The 14,494-nt window shown below is 70.8% G+C and carries 16 protein-coding genes; 8 read left to right on the forward strand and 8 right to left on the reverse strand.

What is annotated here, in order from left to right; translation table 11 throughout:
• Positions 1 to 67: 67 nt before the first annotated feature.
• Together GA0070621_RS26415 and GA0070621_RS30205 are read right to left on the reverse strand one after the other, a co-directional pair.
• Entirely contained in the window at positions 68 to 655 is a 588-nt protein-coding gene (locus GA0070621_RS26415) for a dihydrofolate reductase family protein (protein ID WP_167667429.1), read from the reverse strand.
• A 336-nt stretch (positions 656 to 991) separates the two neighbouring features.
• A complete protein-coding gene (locus GA0070621_RS30205; protein ID WP_167667431.1) occupies positions 992 to 1,138 on the reverse strand; it encodes a hypothetical protein in 147 nt (48 codons plus the stop codon).
• Positions 1,139 to 1,157: 19 nt separating this feature from the next.
• Between GA0070621_RS30205 and GA0070621_RS29680 the strand changes: the two genes are divergently transcribed.
• Positions 1,158 to 1,445 carry a hypothetical protein gene (locus tag GA0070621_RS29680; RefSeq protein ID WP_157740073.1) on the forward strand — a complete coding sequence of 96 codons (288 nt, stop codon included), beginning with the start codon at positions 1,158 to 1,160 and terminating at the stop codon, positions 1,443 to 1,445.
• Positions 1,438 to 2,214: an HAD-IIB family hydrolase gene (locus GA0070621_RS26420; protein WP_091200799.1), complete on the forward strand. Its 777-nt coding sequence runs from the start codon at positions 1,438 to 1,440 to the stop codon at positions 2,212 to 2,214. The genes GA0070621_RS29680 and GA0070621_RS26420 overlap by 8 nt, the downstream gene beginning before the upstream one ends.
• A gap of 53 nt (positions 2,215 to 2,267) precedes the next feature.
• On the opposite strand, the gene GA0070621_RS26425 is transcribed toward GA0070621_RS26420, so the two are convergent.
• Positions 2,268 to 3,116: an SDR family oxidoreductase gene (locus GA0070621_RS26425; protein WP_091200801.1), complete on the reverse strand. Its 849-nt coding sequence runs from the start codon at positions 3,114 to 3,116 to the stop codon at positions 2,268 to 2,270.
• Between the two features lie 123 nt (positions 3,117 to 3,239).
• On the opposite strand from GA0070621_RS26425, the gene GA0070621_RS26430 reads away from it, so the two are divergent.
• The 3 genes from GA0070621_RS26430 to GA0070621_RS26440 all read left to right on the forward strand — a co-directional run bounded on the left by GA0070621_RS26430 (position 3,240) and on the right by GA0070621_RS26440 (position 6,613).
• Positions 3,240 to 3,593 (forward strand): winged helix-turn-helix transcriptional regulator, encoded by a 354-nt coding sequence (locus tag GA0070621_RS26430; RefSeq protein ID WP_091200803.1) that lies wholly within the window; start codon positions 3,240 to 3,242, stop codon positions 3,591 to 3,593.
• A 126-nt stretch (positions 3,594 to 3,719) separates the two neighbouring features.
• Positions 3,720 to 5,510, forward strand: a complete 1,791-nt coding sequence (locus GA0070621_RS26435) for an adenylyl cyclase (protein WP_091200805.1) — start codon at positions 3,720 to 3,722, stop codon at positions 5,508 to 5,510.
• A 194-nt stretch (positions 5,511 to 5,704) separates the two neighbouring features.
• A complete protein-coding gene (locus tag GA0070621_RS26440) occupies positions 5,705 to 6,613 on the forward strand; it encodes a trypsin-like serine protease (RefSeq protein WP_091200807.1) in 909 nt (302 codons plus the stop codon).
• Positions 6,614 to 6,658: 45 nt separating this feature from the next.
• On the opposite strand, the gene GA0070621_RS26445 is transcribed toward GA0070621_RS26440, so the two are convergent.
• Positions 6,659 to 7,252 carry a ClpP family protease gene (locus GA0070621_RS26445; RefSeq protein ID WP_091200809.1) on the reverse strand — a complete coding sequence of 198 codons (594 nt, stop codon included), beginning with the start codon at positions 7,250 to 7,252 and terminating at the stop codon, positions 6,659 to 6,661.
• 133 nt (positions 7,253 to 7,385) lie between these two features.
• A complete protein-coding gene (locus GA0070621_RS26450) occupies positions 7,386 to 7,970 on the reverse strand; it encodes a helix-turn-helix domain-containing protein (RefSeq protein WP_091200811.1) in 585 nt (194 codons plus the stop codon).
• A 145-nt stretch (positions 7,971 to 8,115) separates the two neighbouring features.
• Here GA0070621_RS26450 and GA0070621_RS26455 point away from each other — a divergent pair, with 145 nt between their 5' ends.
• Positions 8,116 to 9,129 (forward strand): potassium channel family protein, encoded by a 1,014-nt coding sequence (locus GA0070621_RS26455; protein ID WP_091200814.1) that lies wholly within the window; start codon positions 8,116 to 8,118, stop codon positions 9,127 to 9,129.
• A gap of 46 nt (positions 9,130 to 9,175) precedes the next feature.
• Entirely contained in the window at positions 9,176 to 9,895 is a 720-nt protein-coding gene (locus tag GA0070621_RS26460) for an alpha/beta fold hydrolase (protein WP_157740074.1), read from the forward strand.
• Here the strand turns inward: GA0070621_RS26460 and GA0070621_RS26465 are convergent.
• Both GA0070621_RS26465 and GA0070621_RS26470 read right to left on the reverse strand, forming a co-directional pair.
• A complete protein-coding gene (locus GA0070621_RS26465; protein ID WP_091200818.1) occupies positions 9,892 to 10,926 on the reverse strand; it encodes a 2-oxoacid:ferredoxin oxidoreductase subunit beta in 1,035 nt (344 codons plus the stop codon). The two genes, GA0070621_RS26460 and GA0070621_RS26465, sit on opposite strands and share 4 nt — an antisense overlap.
• A complete protein-coding gene (locus GA0070621_RS26470) occupies positions 10,919 to 12,766 on the reverse strand; it encodes a 2-oxoacid:acceptor oxidoreductase subunit alpha (protein ID WP_091200821.1) in 1,848 nt (615 codons plus the stop codon). The genes GA0070621_RS26465 and GA0070621_RS26470 overlap by 8 nt, the downstream gene beginning before the upstream one ends.
• Before the next feature lie 313 nt (positions 12,767 to 13,079).
• On the opposite strand from GA0070621_RS26470, the gene ndhC reads away from it, so the two are divergent.
• The gene (ndhC, locus tag GA0070621_RS26475) at positions 13,080 to 13,457 is read left to right on the forward strand and encodes an NADH-quinone oxidoreductase subunit A (protein WP_091200823.1); all 378 of its coding nucleotides are present in this window, start codon (positions 13,080 to 13,082) and stop codon (positions 13,455 to 13,457) included.
• A gap of 37 nt (positions 13,458 to 13,494) precedes the next feature.
• Here ndhC and folP read toward each other — a convergent pair whose 3' ends face one another.
• Entirely contained in the window at positions 13,495 to 14,364 is an 870-nt protein-coding gene (folP, locus tag GA0070621_RS26480) for a dihydropteroate synthase (protein ID WP_091200825.1), read from the reverse strand.
• Positions 14,365 to 14,494: the final 130 nt, after the last annotated feature.

Here is a 14,494-nt window from a genome sequence, read left to right on the forward strand (position 1 = left end):
CTTGATGCCCGAAGAACGTCAGGAAGTATTTCGACCCGGCCTCACGAACCGAGCAACTGACCCGCGCTCATCGCCTCGTCTCGTATCGGGTCAGCACGACGCCGCCGGGAAATGTCCGCGTCTCCACGAGGTTCAGGTTCACCCAGCTGTCCAGCGCGGTGAAGAACGGCGTGCCGCCGCCCACCAGGACCGGCACGGTGACCAGCATGTACTCGTCGATCAGCCCGGCCCGCATGGCCGCCCCGGCGAGCGTCGCGCCGCCGATGTCCATCGGGCCGGCGTCCTCTGTCTTGAGCCGGGTGATCTCGGTGACCGCGTCGCCGGTGACCAGGCGGGTGTTCCAGTCGACCGTGCTGGTCGTCGAGGAGAACACCACCTTCGGCATGTCCCGCCAGCGGCGGGCGAACTCGATTTCCGCCTGTGTGGCGCCGGGCTGCTGGTCGGCGGTCGGCCAGTGGGAACTCATCACCTCCCACAGCTTGCGCCCATACAGCGCCAGGCCCGTCGCCCCCACCCGGTCGGACCACCACTGGAACAGCTCGTCGCTCGACGACGAGTCCGGCCCCTCACCGCCACTCCAGCCGAGGTCGTCGCCGGGCGCGGCGATGTAGCCGTCCAGGGTCACATTCATGCCGAAGGTCAGTTTCCGCATCATGCCAGCCTCTCGTAGGTCGATTTCATACGTACAGACGGGCGCTGCGCGAAAACCTCATCGGTGCGCGCTGCTGGCAGACACAAGGTCACCGCGCAGACATGGCCAGCCAACCGCATCGGCGAAGACGGAAGCACCGTTCGGAACCGCCAACCTGCAACCGCCTTGGCAGCTCGAACACGAGGTCAGCCCGCGCATCGGCGCAGCTCAACCCAGGCAACGTCACGGTCAAGCCGTGCAGGTTCGTCGCTAGCCGGGGGCGCCTCTTGGGCTGGGCGTCGCCGGGCTGCCCGGCCCGATCGGCAACCTGCGCCACGCCATGAGACGCGACCGAGGCGATCAGGCCCGAGACTCGCTGATCGCGGCCTCGACGCGTAGCCCGATCCCGGTCGCGACGAGGAAGCCCGCCAGGATGTGCGGCTGGGTCGTCCCGGTACCGGTCGACAGGGTGATGGCCGAGACCAGAAGACCGGAGGCCAGGGCCACGGTTCCGAGCGTTCGAACGGTGGAGGCACGCCTCGAAGCGGGGGTCACCGGGCGAACCGTACCGGAGATCCGGGGTCTGCGTTGCCGGGACGTGTACGGGTCGGTGCGGCGAGACGATCGCGAGGAGCGCGTGATGTCGATCGGCTTCCGGCTCCGCTTCCGGGCACGGGCAACTCGATCCACTGCTACCCTCCGCGATGAGGGGCTGCGCAGCGTGACGCTCGGGGTTCGCGGCTGGCGGATGGTCACCGTCGGTACCCTGCAAGTCCTGGCCTGCCCGCGAGACATGGTGGTACTTGATGAATGATCTTCGAGTGGTGGCGTTCGACCTGGACGACACCCTGGCTGTCTCCAAGTCCCAGATCGATGGTCGGATGGCGGAACTCCTCGGCCACCTGCTGGGCGAGGTGGACGTTCTGATCATCTCCGGCGGCCGGTTCGAGCAGTTCGAGGCGCAGGTGCTGGCCCACCTCGACCTCACGGAGGAGCAGTTGCGCCGGCTGCACCTGATGCCGACCTGCGGCACCCGGTACCTCCGGTGGCAGGACGGCGGGTGGCGGCTGATCTACGCCGAGGACCTGAGCGATGCGGACAAGGCCCGCGTCATCGCGGCGCTCACCGAGTCGGCGAAGGCGCTCGACCTCTGGGAGACGAAAACCTGGGGGGACATCATCGAGGACCGGGGCAGCCAGATCACCTTCTCCGCGCTGGGCCAGTCCGCCCCGCCCGCGGAGAAGTACGGCTGGGACCCGGACGGCAGCAAGAAGCGGCGGCTCCGCGACGCGGTCGCCGAGAAGCTGCCCGACCTGGAGGTACGCGGCGGCGGCTCCACCTCGATCGACGTCACCCGCAAGGGCGTGGACAAGGCGTACGGCATGCGCAAGCTGCTGGAGTGCCTGGACCTGAAGCACGACAACGTGCTCTTCGTCGGTGACCGGCTGGACCACGGTGGCAACGACTACCCGGTCAAGGCCATGGGCATCCAGTGCCACGCCGTCACCTGCTGGGAGGAGACGGCCGACTACGTGCGGGTGCTCGTCGACGACCTGGTCCGGCGGCACGCCCAGCGGGCGTAACCGCCGAGGACGGAAGTGGGGCCGGCGCGCGCCGGCCCCACTTCGCCGGCGTCCTACAGGGCCGCGTCGATCGCCTCGGCGAGCGTGGTCGGCCGGCGGCCGAGCAGCTTCGTCAGATCGTTCCCGGCCACCTCCAGCTCGCCCTGGGCGAGGCCGCGGTCGCCGTCGGCGAGCACGGCCGCGTATCCCTCCGGCAGGCCGGCCGCGACCAGCAGCTCGGTGTACTTGTCGACCGGCAGGTCGAGGTACGACACGGTGTTGCCGCTCTGCCGGGAGACCTCGGCGGCCAGCTCGGTCATGGTGAACGGCGCGCCGCCCAGCTCGTACACCCGGTTGGTGTGGCCCTCGGTGGTGAGCACCACGGCGGCGGCCTCGGCGTAGTCGGCGCGGGTGGCCGCGCTGACCCGGCCGTCGCCCGCCGCGCCCGCGACGCCGTGCTGGAGGTACGTGGGGAGCTGGGCGGTGTAGTTCTCCAGGTACCAGCTGTTGCGCAGGAAGACGTGGGGCAGCCCGGCGTCCAGGATCAACTGCTCGGTGGCCTTGTGTTCGGCGGCGAGCACCAGGCTGGAGGTGTCCGCCCTGGGGATGCTGGTGTAGGCGACCAGCCCGACGCCGGCCGCCTTGGCGGCGGTGACGACGTTGCCGTGCTGCACCACGCGCCGGCCGACCTCGCTGCCGGAGACGAACATCAGCTTCTCGGCTCCGGCGAAGGCGGCCTGCAGCGAATCCGGGTCGTCGTAGTCGGCCCGCTGGGTGACCAGCCCGCGCTCGGCGAGGCGGGCCAGCCGGTCGACGTCGCGGCCGACCGCCACGATCTGGCCGGCCGGTACGCCCCGGTCCAGCAGCGACGAGACGATCAGGCGGCCGAGGTGGCCGGTGGCGCCGGTGACGACGATGGACATGGGAACTCCCTGTGGTCGTTCGGTAGAACACTGTCATCGCACGGCAACGGGAACATCGCGGCCTTACTTCCCGTTGGAGAGTAGGCACCTTGAAGTTCGGTACGCACTGAAGGAGAGTGAGCTGTGCGGGCGGACCCGTTCAACCGGAACTGCGGCAGCCGGAAGGTCCTCGACCGGATCGGCGACCGCTGGAGCGTGCTGGTCGTGCTCACCCTCGCCGAGGGCGACAAGCGCTACGGCGAGTTGGCCGGACGGATCGACGGCATCAGCCAGAAGATGCTCACCCAGACCCTGCGCGGCCTGGAGCGCGACGGCCTCGTGACCCGTGCCGTGCAGGCCAGCGTGCCGCCCCGGGTCGACTACGCGCTCACCGACCTCGGCCGCAGCCTGCTCGACCTGGTCGCCGGCCTGGAGACGTGGGCGACCACCCACCTGGCCGAGGTGGAGGCCGCCCGGGACCGCTACGACGCCCGCTGACGGTTCCGGAACCGACGCGCCCTGGCGCGATCGCCGTCGATGGGGTAGGAACAGGACGTCCGATCAGGAGAGCGCTCTCACGTCGCTCCTGGTCGATTCCTACCCCACCATCGACAGGGCAGGCAGATGACATCACTCGACCCGTCCCGCCGCCGCTTCCTCACCCTCACCGCCGTCTCGGCCGCGTCGCTCACCGCCCTCGGGCTGCCGGCCCTGCCGGCCGCCGCCGCGCCCGACCGCCGCGGCGACGCCGAGCCCGACTTCGGCCCCAACGTCTTCGTGTACGGCCCGAACACCCCGACCGCCGAGATCCAGTCCAACCTGGACCGCCTCTTCGCCGCGCAGGAACACAACGAGATGGGCGCCGACCGGTACGCCGTGCTCTTCAAGCCCGGCCGGTACGAGGTCGACGCCAAACTCGGCTACTACACCACGGTCGCCGGCCTCGGCGCGCACCCGGACGACGTGGAGATCCACGGCGCGGTACGGGTCGTCGGACAACCCGACCCGAACTCGGCGGCCGGGATCTCCGCCCTCACCAACTTCTGGCGCTCGGTGGAGAACCTCGCCGTCGCCCCGACCGACTGGTCGAACCAGTGGGCGGTCTCCCAGGCGTCCCCGATGCGCCGGGTGCACGTCAAGGGCATCCTCTGGCTGGAGCCCGGCAACGGCGGCTACTCCAGCGGCGGCTACATCGCCGACTCCAAGGTGGACGGCATCACCATCAACGGCTCCCAGCAGCAGTGGCTGACCCGGGACAGCGAACTCGGCGGCGACTGGACCAACGGGGTGTGGAACCAGGTCTTCTCCGGGGTGATCGGCGCGCCCGCGCAGGGCTTCCCGAACCCGCCGTACACCACCCTGCCGACCAGCCCGGTCACCCGGGAGAAGCCGTACCTCCTCGTCGACGGCGCGGGCCGCTGGCGGGTGGCCGTACCCGGGTTGCGCCGCGACACCGCGGGCACCACCTGGGGCGCGGGCGCCCGGCCGGTGCCCACGCTGCCGCTGGCGGACTTCTTCATCGCCAAGCCGACCGACTCCGCGAAGCGGATCAACCAGGAGCTGTCCCAGGGCCGGCACCTGCTGCTCACCCCGGGCGTCTACCACCTGGACCGGGCGCTGCGGGTCAAGCACCCGGACACCGTCGTGCTCGGCCTCGGCATGCCCAGCCTCGCCCCGACCACCGGCGACGCCGCGCTGCGCATCGAGGACGTGGACGGCGTACGCGTCGCCGGGGTGCTCGTCGACGCCGGCCCGGTCGAGTCGGAGGTGCTGGTCGAGGTCGGCAAGCGGAACAGTCACCGGTCGCACGCCACCAACCCGATCTCGCTCCAGGATGTCTTCTTCCGGATCGGCGGCCCGTACGCCGGCCGCGCGGTCACCAGCCTGGTGGTCAACAGCCGGCACACCCTGATCGACAACATCTGGGCCTGGCGCGGCGACCACGGCAAGCCGGGCACCATCGGCTGGACCGTCAACACCGCGGCGACCGGCGTGGTGGTCAACGGTGACGACGTGATCGCGTACGGGCTCTTCGTCGAGCACTACCAGCGGTGGCAGACCGTCTGGAACGGCGAGCGCGGGCGCACCGTCTTCTACCAGAGCGAGCTGCCGTACGACCCGCCGAGCCAGGCCGCCTGGCGCAGCCCTACCGGCCAGGGCTGGGCGTCGTACAAGGTCGCCGAGCACGTCCGCGAGCACGAGGCGTGGGGGCTCGGCGTCTACTCGTACTTCAACCAGAAGGTGGACATCCGCTGCGACCGGGCGATCGAGGCGCCGCGCCGGGCCGGGGTGCGCTTCCACGACGCGATCACCGTCTTCCTCGACGGCAGTGGCGGCATCGAGCGCACCATCAACGAGGCCGGCACCCCGGTCGTCGGCTCGTACGGCACCAGTCCGGTGATCAACTACCCCTGAGTCGAGCGCGGGTGCGGGCGCGGCGCCCCGGTGATGTAACAAAAGATCACCGGAAGGCGCTGCGCCCGCTGCCCGGTGCGCGAAGCGCGTCCCGGCCCTAGGCTCCGGCGTACATCGACGACCGGCGCGTCGCGGTTGCTCGTGACGGGTGTCGGAGGCGGTAGAGGGGGCGTGTCCGACGCCGGCCGTCGTCGATGTTCGAACCCGTCCCGGTCACCCTGCTCGAACCGGAGGATCCGTTGCGTCGTTCCGCACTACTGGCAGCCCTGACCACGGCGGCGGTCGCCGCGGCGCTGACCGCCACCACCCCGGCGTCGGCCGTCAGCGCCTACAACGCCCAGCCCGCCCCGGAGCGCACCGAGGTGGGCGCGCTCGTGGTGCAGTGGGACCGCGACGGCGACGGCACGGCCGAGGTCGTCGACTGGTACTGCTCCGGCACCATGATCGACCGGAACACGTTCCTGACCGCCGCGCACTGCACCACCGACTGGCCCGCCGGCACCCGCTTCTACGTCTCCCTGGCCCAGGACGTCCAGGCGGCGCTCGACGCCGCGACCACCCCGGCCGCGAAGGCCGCCGTCGGCGTGGAGGGCACCGCCCACACCAACCCCGCGTACCCCGGCAACTCGGCCAACTCGCAGGACATCGCGGTCATCGAGTTCACCGACGCGCAGGCCGCCACGCTCGCCCAGCGCTGGCCGTTCACCCCGGCCACCCTGCCCACCGCCGGCCAACTGGACGCTGTCGGCTCCCATACCCTCGACGCCGCGTCCTGGCAGGTCACCGGGTACGGCACCGAGGAGGCCAAGCGCGGTCCGGGCGGCCACACCCACCCGGGCGGCGGCGTACGGAACAAGGCCCCACTCGGCTTCAACGCGCTCAACAAGACCTGGGTCCGGCTGGCGATGAACGAGAGCCGGGGCTACGGCGGGGCCTGCTACGGCGACTCCGGCGGCCCGAACTTCGTCACCCTCGGCGGCGGGCTGATCCTCGCCGGCACCACGATCACCGGCGACGGCCCCTGCTACGCCACCAACGTGGCGTACCGGATGGACACCCCCAGCGCCCGCGGCTTCCTCGCCCCCTTCGTCGACCTGCCCTGATCAGCCGGCGTGAGGGGCCGGCGGGAACCGCCCCGCCGGCCGCCCTCACGCCGGAAGCTGCTCGGCGCGGGCGATGACCTGGTCGATCAGGCCGTACTCGCGGGCCTGCTCGGCGGTGAACCAGCGGTCCCGGTCCCAGTCGTCCTGGATCTCGTCCAGCGTGTGGCCGCTGTGCCGGGCGATCAGCTCCTGCATGGTCCGCTTCACGTGCAGCATGTTCTCCGCCTGGATGGTGATGTCGGCGGCCGTGCCACCCATCCCGCCGGACGGCTGGTGCATCATGATCCGCGAGTGGGGGAGCGCGAAGCGCTTCCCGGCCGCGCCGGCGCAGAGCAGGAACTGCCCCATCGAGCCGGCCATCCCGAGCGCCAGGGTCGCCACGTCGTTGTTGACGTACCGCATGGTGTCGTAGACGGCCATCCCGGCGCTGACCGAACCGCCCGGCGAGTTGATGTAGAGGAAGATGTCGCGCTCCGGGTCCTCGGCGGCGAGCAGCAGGATCTGCGCGCAGATCTGGTTGGCCGAGGCGTCGGTGACCTCGGTGCCGAGGAAGATGATGCGCTCCTTGAGCAGCCGCTCGAAGACCTGATCACCGAAGGACGGCTGCCCGCCGTCCAGCATCCAGATGCCATACCCCATGACCTGACCACCCTCCGTGCCGGCGGGCGACGGACCGCCCGGCAACCGGCGGTCTCCAGCCTCCGGCGGACGGCAGCCCGGGGACCAGCGCTTCTGCCGGCGGCAGATCCGCCGTGGGCAGAACCGGGCGGGCCTACGCGGCGGCCAGCCGAAGCCGGCCGGCCCGGGCCCGCCGCCGGGCCAGCGTGACCGAGGTACGCGGCCGGCGGCGCGCGGCCGGTGGGGACGGGATCAGCCAGATCCGGGTGCCCGACCCGAAGAACGTCGGCGACGCGTACCCGATCGCGGGGCCCACGGCCGCCGGCCCGGCGGCGGGGTGCCGCAGCGCCCCACCGAGGAGCGGGATCGGGGCGGCCGGACGCCGGGTGACGTGCAGCCGTGGCCCACCGCCGGCCCGTAGCTGCGGGCCGGTACGCCCGCCCGGCCCCGCCGGCGCCCGGTCCAGCCGGGCCAGCGTCAGCCCGGAGGCCACCGGCGTCCGCCGCTCGACCCGGCGCAGCTCGTCGCGGGCCTCCTCCAGCAGGTCGGAGAGGTGGATGCCGAGCGCGCGGCAGATCGCCGCGAGCACCTCCGAGGAGGCCTCCTTACGGCCGCGCTCCACCTCCGAGAGGTACGGCAGCGAGACGCCGGCCGCCTGGGCGACCTCGCGCAGCGTCCGGCCCTGACGCAGCCGTACCCGGCGGAGCACCCCGCCGATCACCCGTCGCAGCAACGACATGCGGGCCTCCTCGCGGTCGTCGTCCCGACGTCCCCCATCATGCCCCGTCCGGCCGCCGGGAGGGGAACGTGGCCCGAGCGGCCGGGAAGCCGAACACGAGCTATCTTGTCCACGTGCAGGCGAGGGTTGCGGGGCGAGGCCGACGGTGATCCATTTTCCGGCGCACCGGCGGGCGCCGTTGCGCGCCCTCAGCCTGCGCGTGCTCGCCGCCCTGGCCCTGGTCTGCGCCACGGTGGCCGTGGTCTGGCTGGACCGGGACGGCTACCACGACGCGAACGAGGACGGGATGACCCTCCTCGACTGCTTCTACTACGCGGTGGTCTCGCTCTCCACCACCGGCTACGGCGACGTCACCCCGGCCAGCCAGTCGGCGCGCCTGGCCAACGTCCTGTTCGTCACCCCGGCCCGGGTGCTCTTCCTGATCATCCTGGTCGGCACCACCCTGGAAGTCCTGACCGACCAGTACCGGAACGGCCGTCGCCTGATCCGGTGGAGGAGCACCGTGAAGGACCACGTGATCATCTGCGGCTACGGCACCAAGGGCCGCAGCGCCGTCTCCGCGCTGCTGGAGGACGGGCTGCAAAAGTCCCGGATCGTGGTGGTGGAGCGGAACGGCACCGCGCTGCGGCAGGCCACCTCGGCGGGGCTGGTCACCGTCGAGGGCTCCGCGACCCGCTCGGCGGTGCTGGAGGAGGCACACGTACGGACGGCCAAGGCGGTGATCATCGCGACCGACAGCGACGACTCGTCGGTAATGGTGGCGCTGACCGCCCGGCAGCTCACCGCCGGCCAGGTCCGGATCATCGCCGCCGTACGCGAGGCGGAGAACGCGCCGCTGCTCAAGCAGAGCGGCGCGCACCACGTGATCGTCTCCTCGGCGACCGCCGGCCGGCTGCTCGGCCTCTCCACCTCCGCCCCGCCGCTGATCGACGTGGTGGAGGACCTGCTCACCCCCGGGCAGGGCATGGCGCTGGCCATGCGCTCGGCCGACCGGGGCGAGGTGGGCCGGTCGCCGCGCGAGCTGGAGTGCCTGGTCATCGCCCTGGTCCGCCGGGGCCGGGTGGTGACGCTCACCGACCGGGCCGGCGCGGAGATCGAGACCGGCGACATGCTCGTGTACGTGCGCGACGACCGCGCTCAGTCGGTCGCCACGGGCTGAGTCGCCGGAGCAGCGCCGGTTGACGCGCCCTGGTAGAGACGACGGCGTGGAGACGATCATTCTGCTGCCGCCGCTCGCCGCTACCGCCCGTACCTGGCGCCGCCAGGTGGACGCGTTCGGTACGGACTTCTCGGTGCTGACTCCCGACCTGCCCGGCCACGGAAGCACTCCCGGGCCGTTCACCCTCGATCGGGCGGTCGCCGAGGTGACCGGCCTGCTCGACCGCGAGCCCGGCCCGGTGCACCTCGTGGGGCTGTCGCTGTCCGCCACGGTCGCCGTGCAGGCCTGCCTGGCCCGTCCGGGGCGGCTCGACAGCCTGGTGCTCTCCGGCGGCATCGCCGCCCCGCCGCCCGCGCTGGCGGTGCAGCGGGCGGTCGCCGCCCTGGTCCCGGCGCGCGTCATGGCGCAGCTGGCCGCCCGCGTGCTCGCGCCGACGCTCGGCGGGCTGCCGGAGAGCGAACGGGCGCGGACCGTCAGCGAGGCGACCGAGGACTTCCGGGCCGTCGGCCGCCGTACCTACCTGGACGCGCTCCGGGAACTCGCCCGCACCGACCTGCGTCCGCGGCTCGGCGAGGTGACCACGCCGACCCTGGTGCTCTGCGGGTCACGCGACAAGGCCAACCTGCGGGGTGCCCAGGAACTGGCCGAAGGGATTCCCGCCGCGCGGCTGGAGATCGTCCCAGGCGTCGGACACCTGTGGCACCTGGAACGGCCGGAGATTTTCTCCCGGACGATCGGGGACTTCGTCCGGGAGAACGCACTCTAGGCGATGGTCCAGGTGTCGCCGGTGGCGAGGAGGCTGGTGAGTTGTTGTTCCGGGGTTTCGTCGGTTTTGGCTTTGGCGGTGGTGACTTGTTCCTGTACTAGTGCGTCGTAGGTGGGGCGGGTGATGGAGCGGAACACGCCGATGGGGGTGTTGCGTAGGTTGAGGTCGGGTAGGCGGGTCAGGGCGAAGGCGTAGGCGGGGTCGGTGACGCCCTGGTTGTGGACCAGGATCTGGTCGGTGGGGGTGGTGGCGGTGTCGCGGACTTCGAGGCCGAAGCCGCCGGGTGGGTGGACGACGCAGTGTTGTCCGTCGGTGCCGAAGGTGATTGGTTGGTCGTGTTCGAGGCGGATGAGGTAGTCGTCGCGGGTGGTGGGTTCTTTGAGTGGGTCGAAGGCGCCGTCGTTGAAGATGTTGCAGTTCTGGTAGATCTCGACGAATGCGGAGCCTTGGTGTTGCGCGGCGGCGCGTAGGACGGATTGGAGGTGTTTGCGGTCGGAGTCGATGGTGCGGGCGACGAAGGTGGCTTCGGCGCCGAGGGCGAGGGACAGGGGGTTGAACGGGGCGTCCGCGGAGCCGACGGGTGTGGATTTGGTGATTTTGCCGGTTTCGGAGGTGGGGGAGTATTGGCCTTTGGTGAGGCCGTAGATCCGGTTGTTGAACAGCAGGATTTTGAGGTTGACGTTGCGGCGTAGCGCGTGGATGAGGTGGTTGCCGCCGATGGACAGGGCGTCGCCGTCGCCGGTGACGACCCACACGGACAGGTCGGGGCGGGTGGCGGACAGGCCGGTGGCGATCGCGGGGGCGCGGCCGTGGATGGAGTGCATCCCGTAGGTGTTCATGTAGTACGGGAAACGTGATGAGCAGCCGATCCCGGAGATGAACACGGTCCGCTCGCGGGGGATGCCGAGTTCGGGCATGAAGCCTTGGACGGCGGCGAGGATGGCGTAGTCGCCGCAGCCGGGGCACCAGCGGACTTCCTGGTCGGACTTGAAGTCCTTCGCGGTCAGCTTGAGGGCGACGGGCTCAGACATTCTTGCAGACCTCTTCCAGCATTGTCTCCAGCTCGGCGGCGGTGAACGGCAGGCCGCGGACCTGGTTGTAGCCGATCGCGTCGACCAGATATTTGGCCCGGATCACGTGGGCGAGTTGGCCGAGGTTCATCTCGGGAATGACCACCCGGTCGTAGGCGGCGAGTACGTCGCCGAGGTTGCCGGGCATCGGGGCGAGGTGTCGCAGGTGGGCTTGCGCGACGGGCAGGCCCCGCTGGCGTAGGCCGCGGCAGGCCGCGCCGATCGGCCCGTAGGTGGAGCCCCAGCCGAGGACGAGGACGCGGGCGTCACCGTCGGGGTCTTCGACCTCCACGTCCGGGACGGGGATCGTGTCGATGCGGGCGGCGCGGGTGCGGACCATGAAGTCGTGGTTGGCCGGGTCGTAGGAGATGTCACCGGTCTTGTCGGCCTTCTCCAGGCCGCCGATACGGTGTTCCAGGCCGGGGGTGCCCGGGACCGCCCACGGCCGCGCGAGGGTGTGCGGGTCGCGTAGGTACGGCAGGAACGTGGTGCCGTCCTCACCGTTGGGGGCGGTCGCGAACCGCACCCGCAGGTCCGGCAGCGAGGCCACGTCGGGCAGCAGCCACGGCTCGGAGCCGTTGGCGACGTAGTTGTCCGACAGCAGGATCACCGGGGTGCGGTACGTCAACGCGATCCGCGCCGCCTCCAACGCGGCGTGGAAGCAGTCCGCCGGGGACCGGGGGGCGATCACCGCGACCGGGGCCTCACCGTGCCGCCCGTACAGGGCCATGTTCAGGTCGGCCTGCTCGGTCTTGGTCGGCATGCCCGTGGACGGGCCGGCCCGCTGCACGTCCACGATCACCAGCGGCAACTCCAACGCCACCGCCAGGGAGATCGTCTCACTCTTGAGCGCCACACCCGGGCCGCTGGTCGTCGTCACACCCAACGAGCCGCCGTAGGAGGCGCCCAGAGCCGCGCCCACCGCGGCGATCTCGTCCTCGGCCTGCATCGTGACCACACCGAACCGCTTGTGCTTACTCAACTCGTGCAGAATGTCCGACGCCGGCGTGATCGGATACGCCCCCAGGAACACCGGCAGCCCCGACCGCACCCCCGCGGCCACCAAACCCAACGACAACGCCTGGTTACCGGTGATGTTCCGGTAGGTGCCCGCCAACATCCGCGCCGGCGCCACCTCGTACCGGACCGAGAAATCCTCCGTCGTCTCCCCGAAATTCCAACCCGCCCGGAACGCCGCCACGTTCGCCGCGACCAACTCCGGCCGGGCCGCGAACTTCCGCTCCAAAAACCGCAACGTCGACGCGTACGGCCGCGAATACATCCACGACAACAAACCGAGCGCGAACATGTTCTTCGCCCGCTCCGCGTCCTTCTTCGACACCGCAAGCTCCGCCAACGCGCCGATCGTCATCGACGTCAACGCCACCGGATGCACCACATACCCGTCCAACGACCCGTCCTCCAACGGCGAGGACGTGTAGCCGACCTTCGTCAGGTTCCGCTTCGTGAACTCATCGGTGTTCACGATGATGTCCGCCCCACGCGGCAGATCCGCCAGATTCGCCTTCAACGCCGCCGGATTCATCGCCACCAACACGTTCGGCGCATCACCAGGAGTCAAAATATCGTAATCAGCGAAATGCACCTGAAAACTCGACACACCCGGCAACGTCCCCGCAGGCGCCCGGATCTCCGCCGGAAAATTCGGCAACGTCGAAATATCATTACCCAACTGGGCCGTCTCCGACGTGAACCGATCACCAGTGAGCTGCATACCATCGCCCGAATCACCAGCAAACCGGATCACCACCCGATCCAACTGACGGATCTGCTTGGTCACGCCCGCACCTCGCTTCGCTCAGCGCCGTCGCAGGGGCGGCTGAACATGATGGTGACCCCGCCTTGCCCGGCCACGTGCCCTCCTAGACGAGCTGTTGCCGCCGGCCGTCCGTCCCTGGGCTCGGCCCGCTCCATTTCTCACGTCAGAGCCTACGTCGGCCCGTTAGGGCAACCTTGGTCGAGGTCCGACGTATGGGACCCGATCTGGTTACTGTATGCCCGGATTTGCGGGGTTTGGTAGCGCTGCTCGTAATTCACATCACCGCACGACCGGACACGGGCCGGCGTGCGGTCGGCCCGGTACGCTGCCGACCGTGACCGGTTACCTCGGCTCGTACGCCACGCTCGGTCTCCTGCTGCTCGCCGCCGTGCTCTTCTTCGTCACCGCGTTCTCGGCCAATCGGGTGCTACGCCCTGGCCGCCCCGCCGAACCGTGGGGCAAGCGGTCCACGTACGAGTGCGGTCTCGACCCGGTCGGCGGCGACTGGGCGCAGATGCAGATCCGCTACTACGTCTACGCGTACCTGTATGTGCTCTTCGCGGTGGAGGCGGTCTTCCTCTTCCCCTGGGCGTTGATCTTCGACCGGCCCGGTTTCGGCGTGACCACCGTGGTCGAGATGGCGGTCTTCGTCGCCGTGGTGGCGCTCGGCATCCTCTACGCCTGGCGCAAGAACATCCTCCGCTGGACCTGACGCGGCTCCGAGGGGCCGCGCCGGAGCCGTCGTCTGCTCAGGCCAGGCCCCGGCGGGTCAGCGCCGGCGGCCGGTCCCCCCTGATCGACGCCACCATGTCCAGCACCCGCCGGGTCTCGCGGACCTGGTGGGCGCGGAACACCCGGGCGCCCAACCAGGCCGACACCGCGGTGGCGGCCAGCGTGCCCTCCAGCCGGTCCGGCACCGGCAGGTCCAGCGTCTCGCCGATGAAGTCCTTGTTCGACAGGGCGACCAGCAGCGGCCACCCGGTGTCGGTGAGTTCGGCCAGCCGCCGGGTGATCTCCAGCGAGTGCCGGGTGTTCTTGCCGAAGTCGTGCGCCGGGTCGATCAGGATCCCGTCCGGTCGTACGCCGAGCGCGACCGCACGCTCGGCGAGCCCGGTCACCGTCGTGACCACGTCGGCCACCACGTCGTCGAAGGCCGCACGGTGCGGCCGGGTCCGCGGCGCGAGGCCCCCCGCGTGCGAGCAGACCAGCCCGGCGCCGGTCTCGGCGGCGACCCGGGCCAGCGCCCGGTCCGCCCCCGACCAGGTGTCGTTGAGCAGGTCGGCGCCGGCGGCCACGGCCTCCACCGCCACCTCGGCCCGCCAGGTGTCGATCGAGATGACCACGTCGGGAAAGGCGGCCCGGACCGCGGCGATGGTGTCCACCGTCCGGCGGACCTCCTCGGCCACGTCCACCTCGTCGCCCGGCCCGGCCTTCACCCCGCCGATGTCGATGATCTCCGCGCCCTCGGTCACCGCCCGCTCCACCGCGCGCAGCGCGCTGTCCGCGGCGAAGGTGGCCCCCCGGTCGAAGAACGAATCCGGCGTGCGGTTGACGATCGCCATCACCACCAGTTCGCCCGGGGAGAACGTCCGCCCACCGAGCCGCAGCGCACCGGCCATGCCAGCCCTCCTGATCCCCGGTCGTCCGCCGGCCGTTCCCGACGCTATCCGGTCCCGCTCCGGCCGGCCCGCCCGGTACGGCGAGGCATCGAAACACGATCGGAGCGCTTGGAGGGCTCGCCCGATCCCG

The organism is Micromonospora narathiwatensis, from assembly GCF_900089605.1.
GTDB classification, from domain to species: Bacteria; Actinomycetota; Actinomycetes; order Mycobacteriales; family Micromonosporaceae; genus Micromonospora; species Micromonospora narathiwatensis.

Coding starts and splice junctions, on each gene's coding strand:
- GA0070621_RS26415 (WP_167667429.1), bottom strand. CDS start 655: ATGATGCGGAAACTGACCTTCGGCATGAATGTGACCCTGGACGGCTAC.
- GA0070621_RS26420 (WP_091200799.1), top strand. CDS start 1,438: ATGAATGATCTTCGAGTGGTGGCGTTCGACCTGGACGACACCCTGGCT.
- GA0070621_RS26425 (WP_091200801.1), bottom strand. CDS start 3,116: ATGTCCATCGTCGTCACCGGCGCCACCGGCCACCTCGGCCGCCTGATC.
- GA0070621_RS26435 (WP_091200805.1), top strand. CDS start 3,720: ATGACATCACTCGACCCGTCCCGCCGCCGCTTCCTCACCCTCACCGCC.
- GA0070621_RS26440 (WP_091200807.1), top strand. CDS start 5,705: ATGTTCGAACCCGTCCCGGTCACCCTGCTCGAACCGGAGGATCCGTTG.
- GA0070621_RS26445 (WP_091200809.1), bottom strand. CDS start 7,252: ATGGGGTATGGCATCTGGATGCTGGACGGCGGGCAGCCGTCCTTCGGT.
- GA0070621_RS26450 (WP_091200811.1), bottom strand. CDS start 7,970: ATGTCGTTGCTGCGACGGGTGATCGGCGGGGTGCTCCGCCGGGTACGG.
- GA0070621_RS26465 (WP_091200818.1), bottom strand. CDS start 10,926: ATGTCTGAGCCCGTCGCCCTCAAGCTGACCGCGAAGGACTTCAAGTCC.
- folP (WP_091200825.1), bottom strand. CDS start 14,364: ATGGCCGGTGCGCTGCGGCTCGGTGGGCGGACGTTCTCCCCGGGCGAA.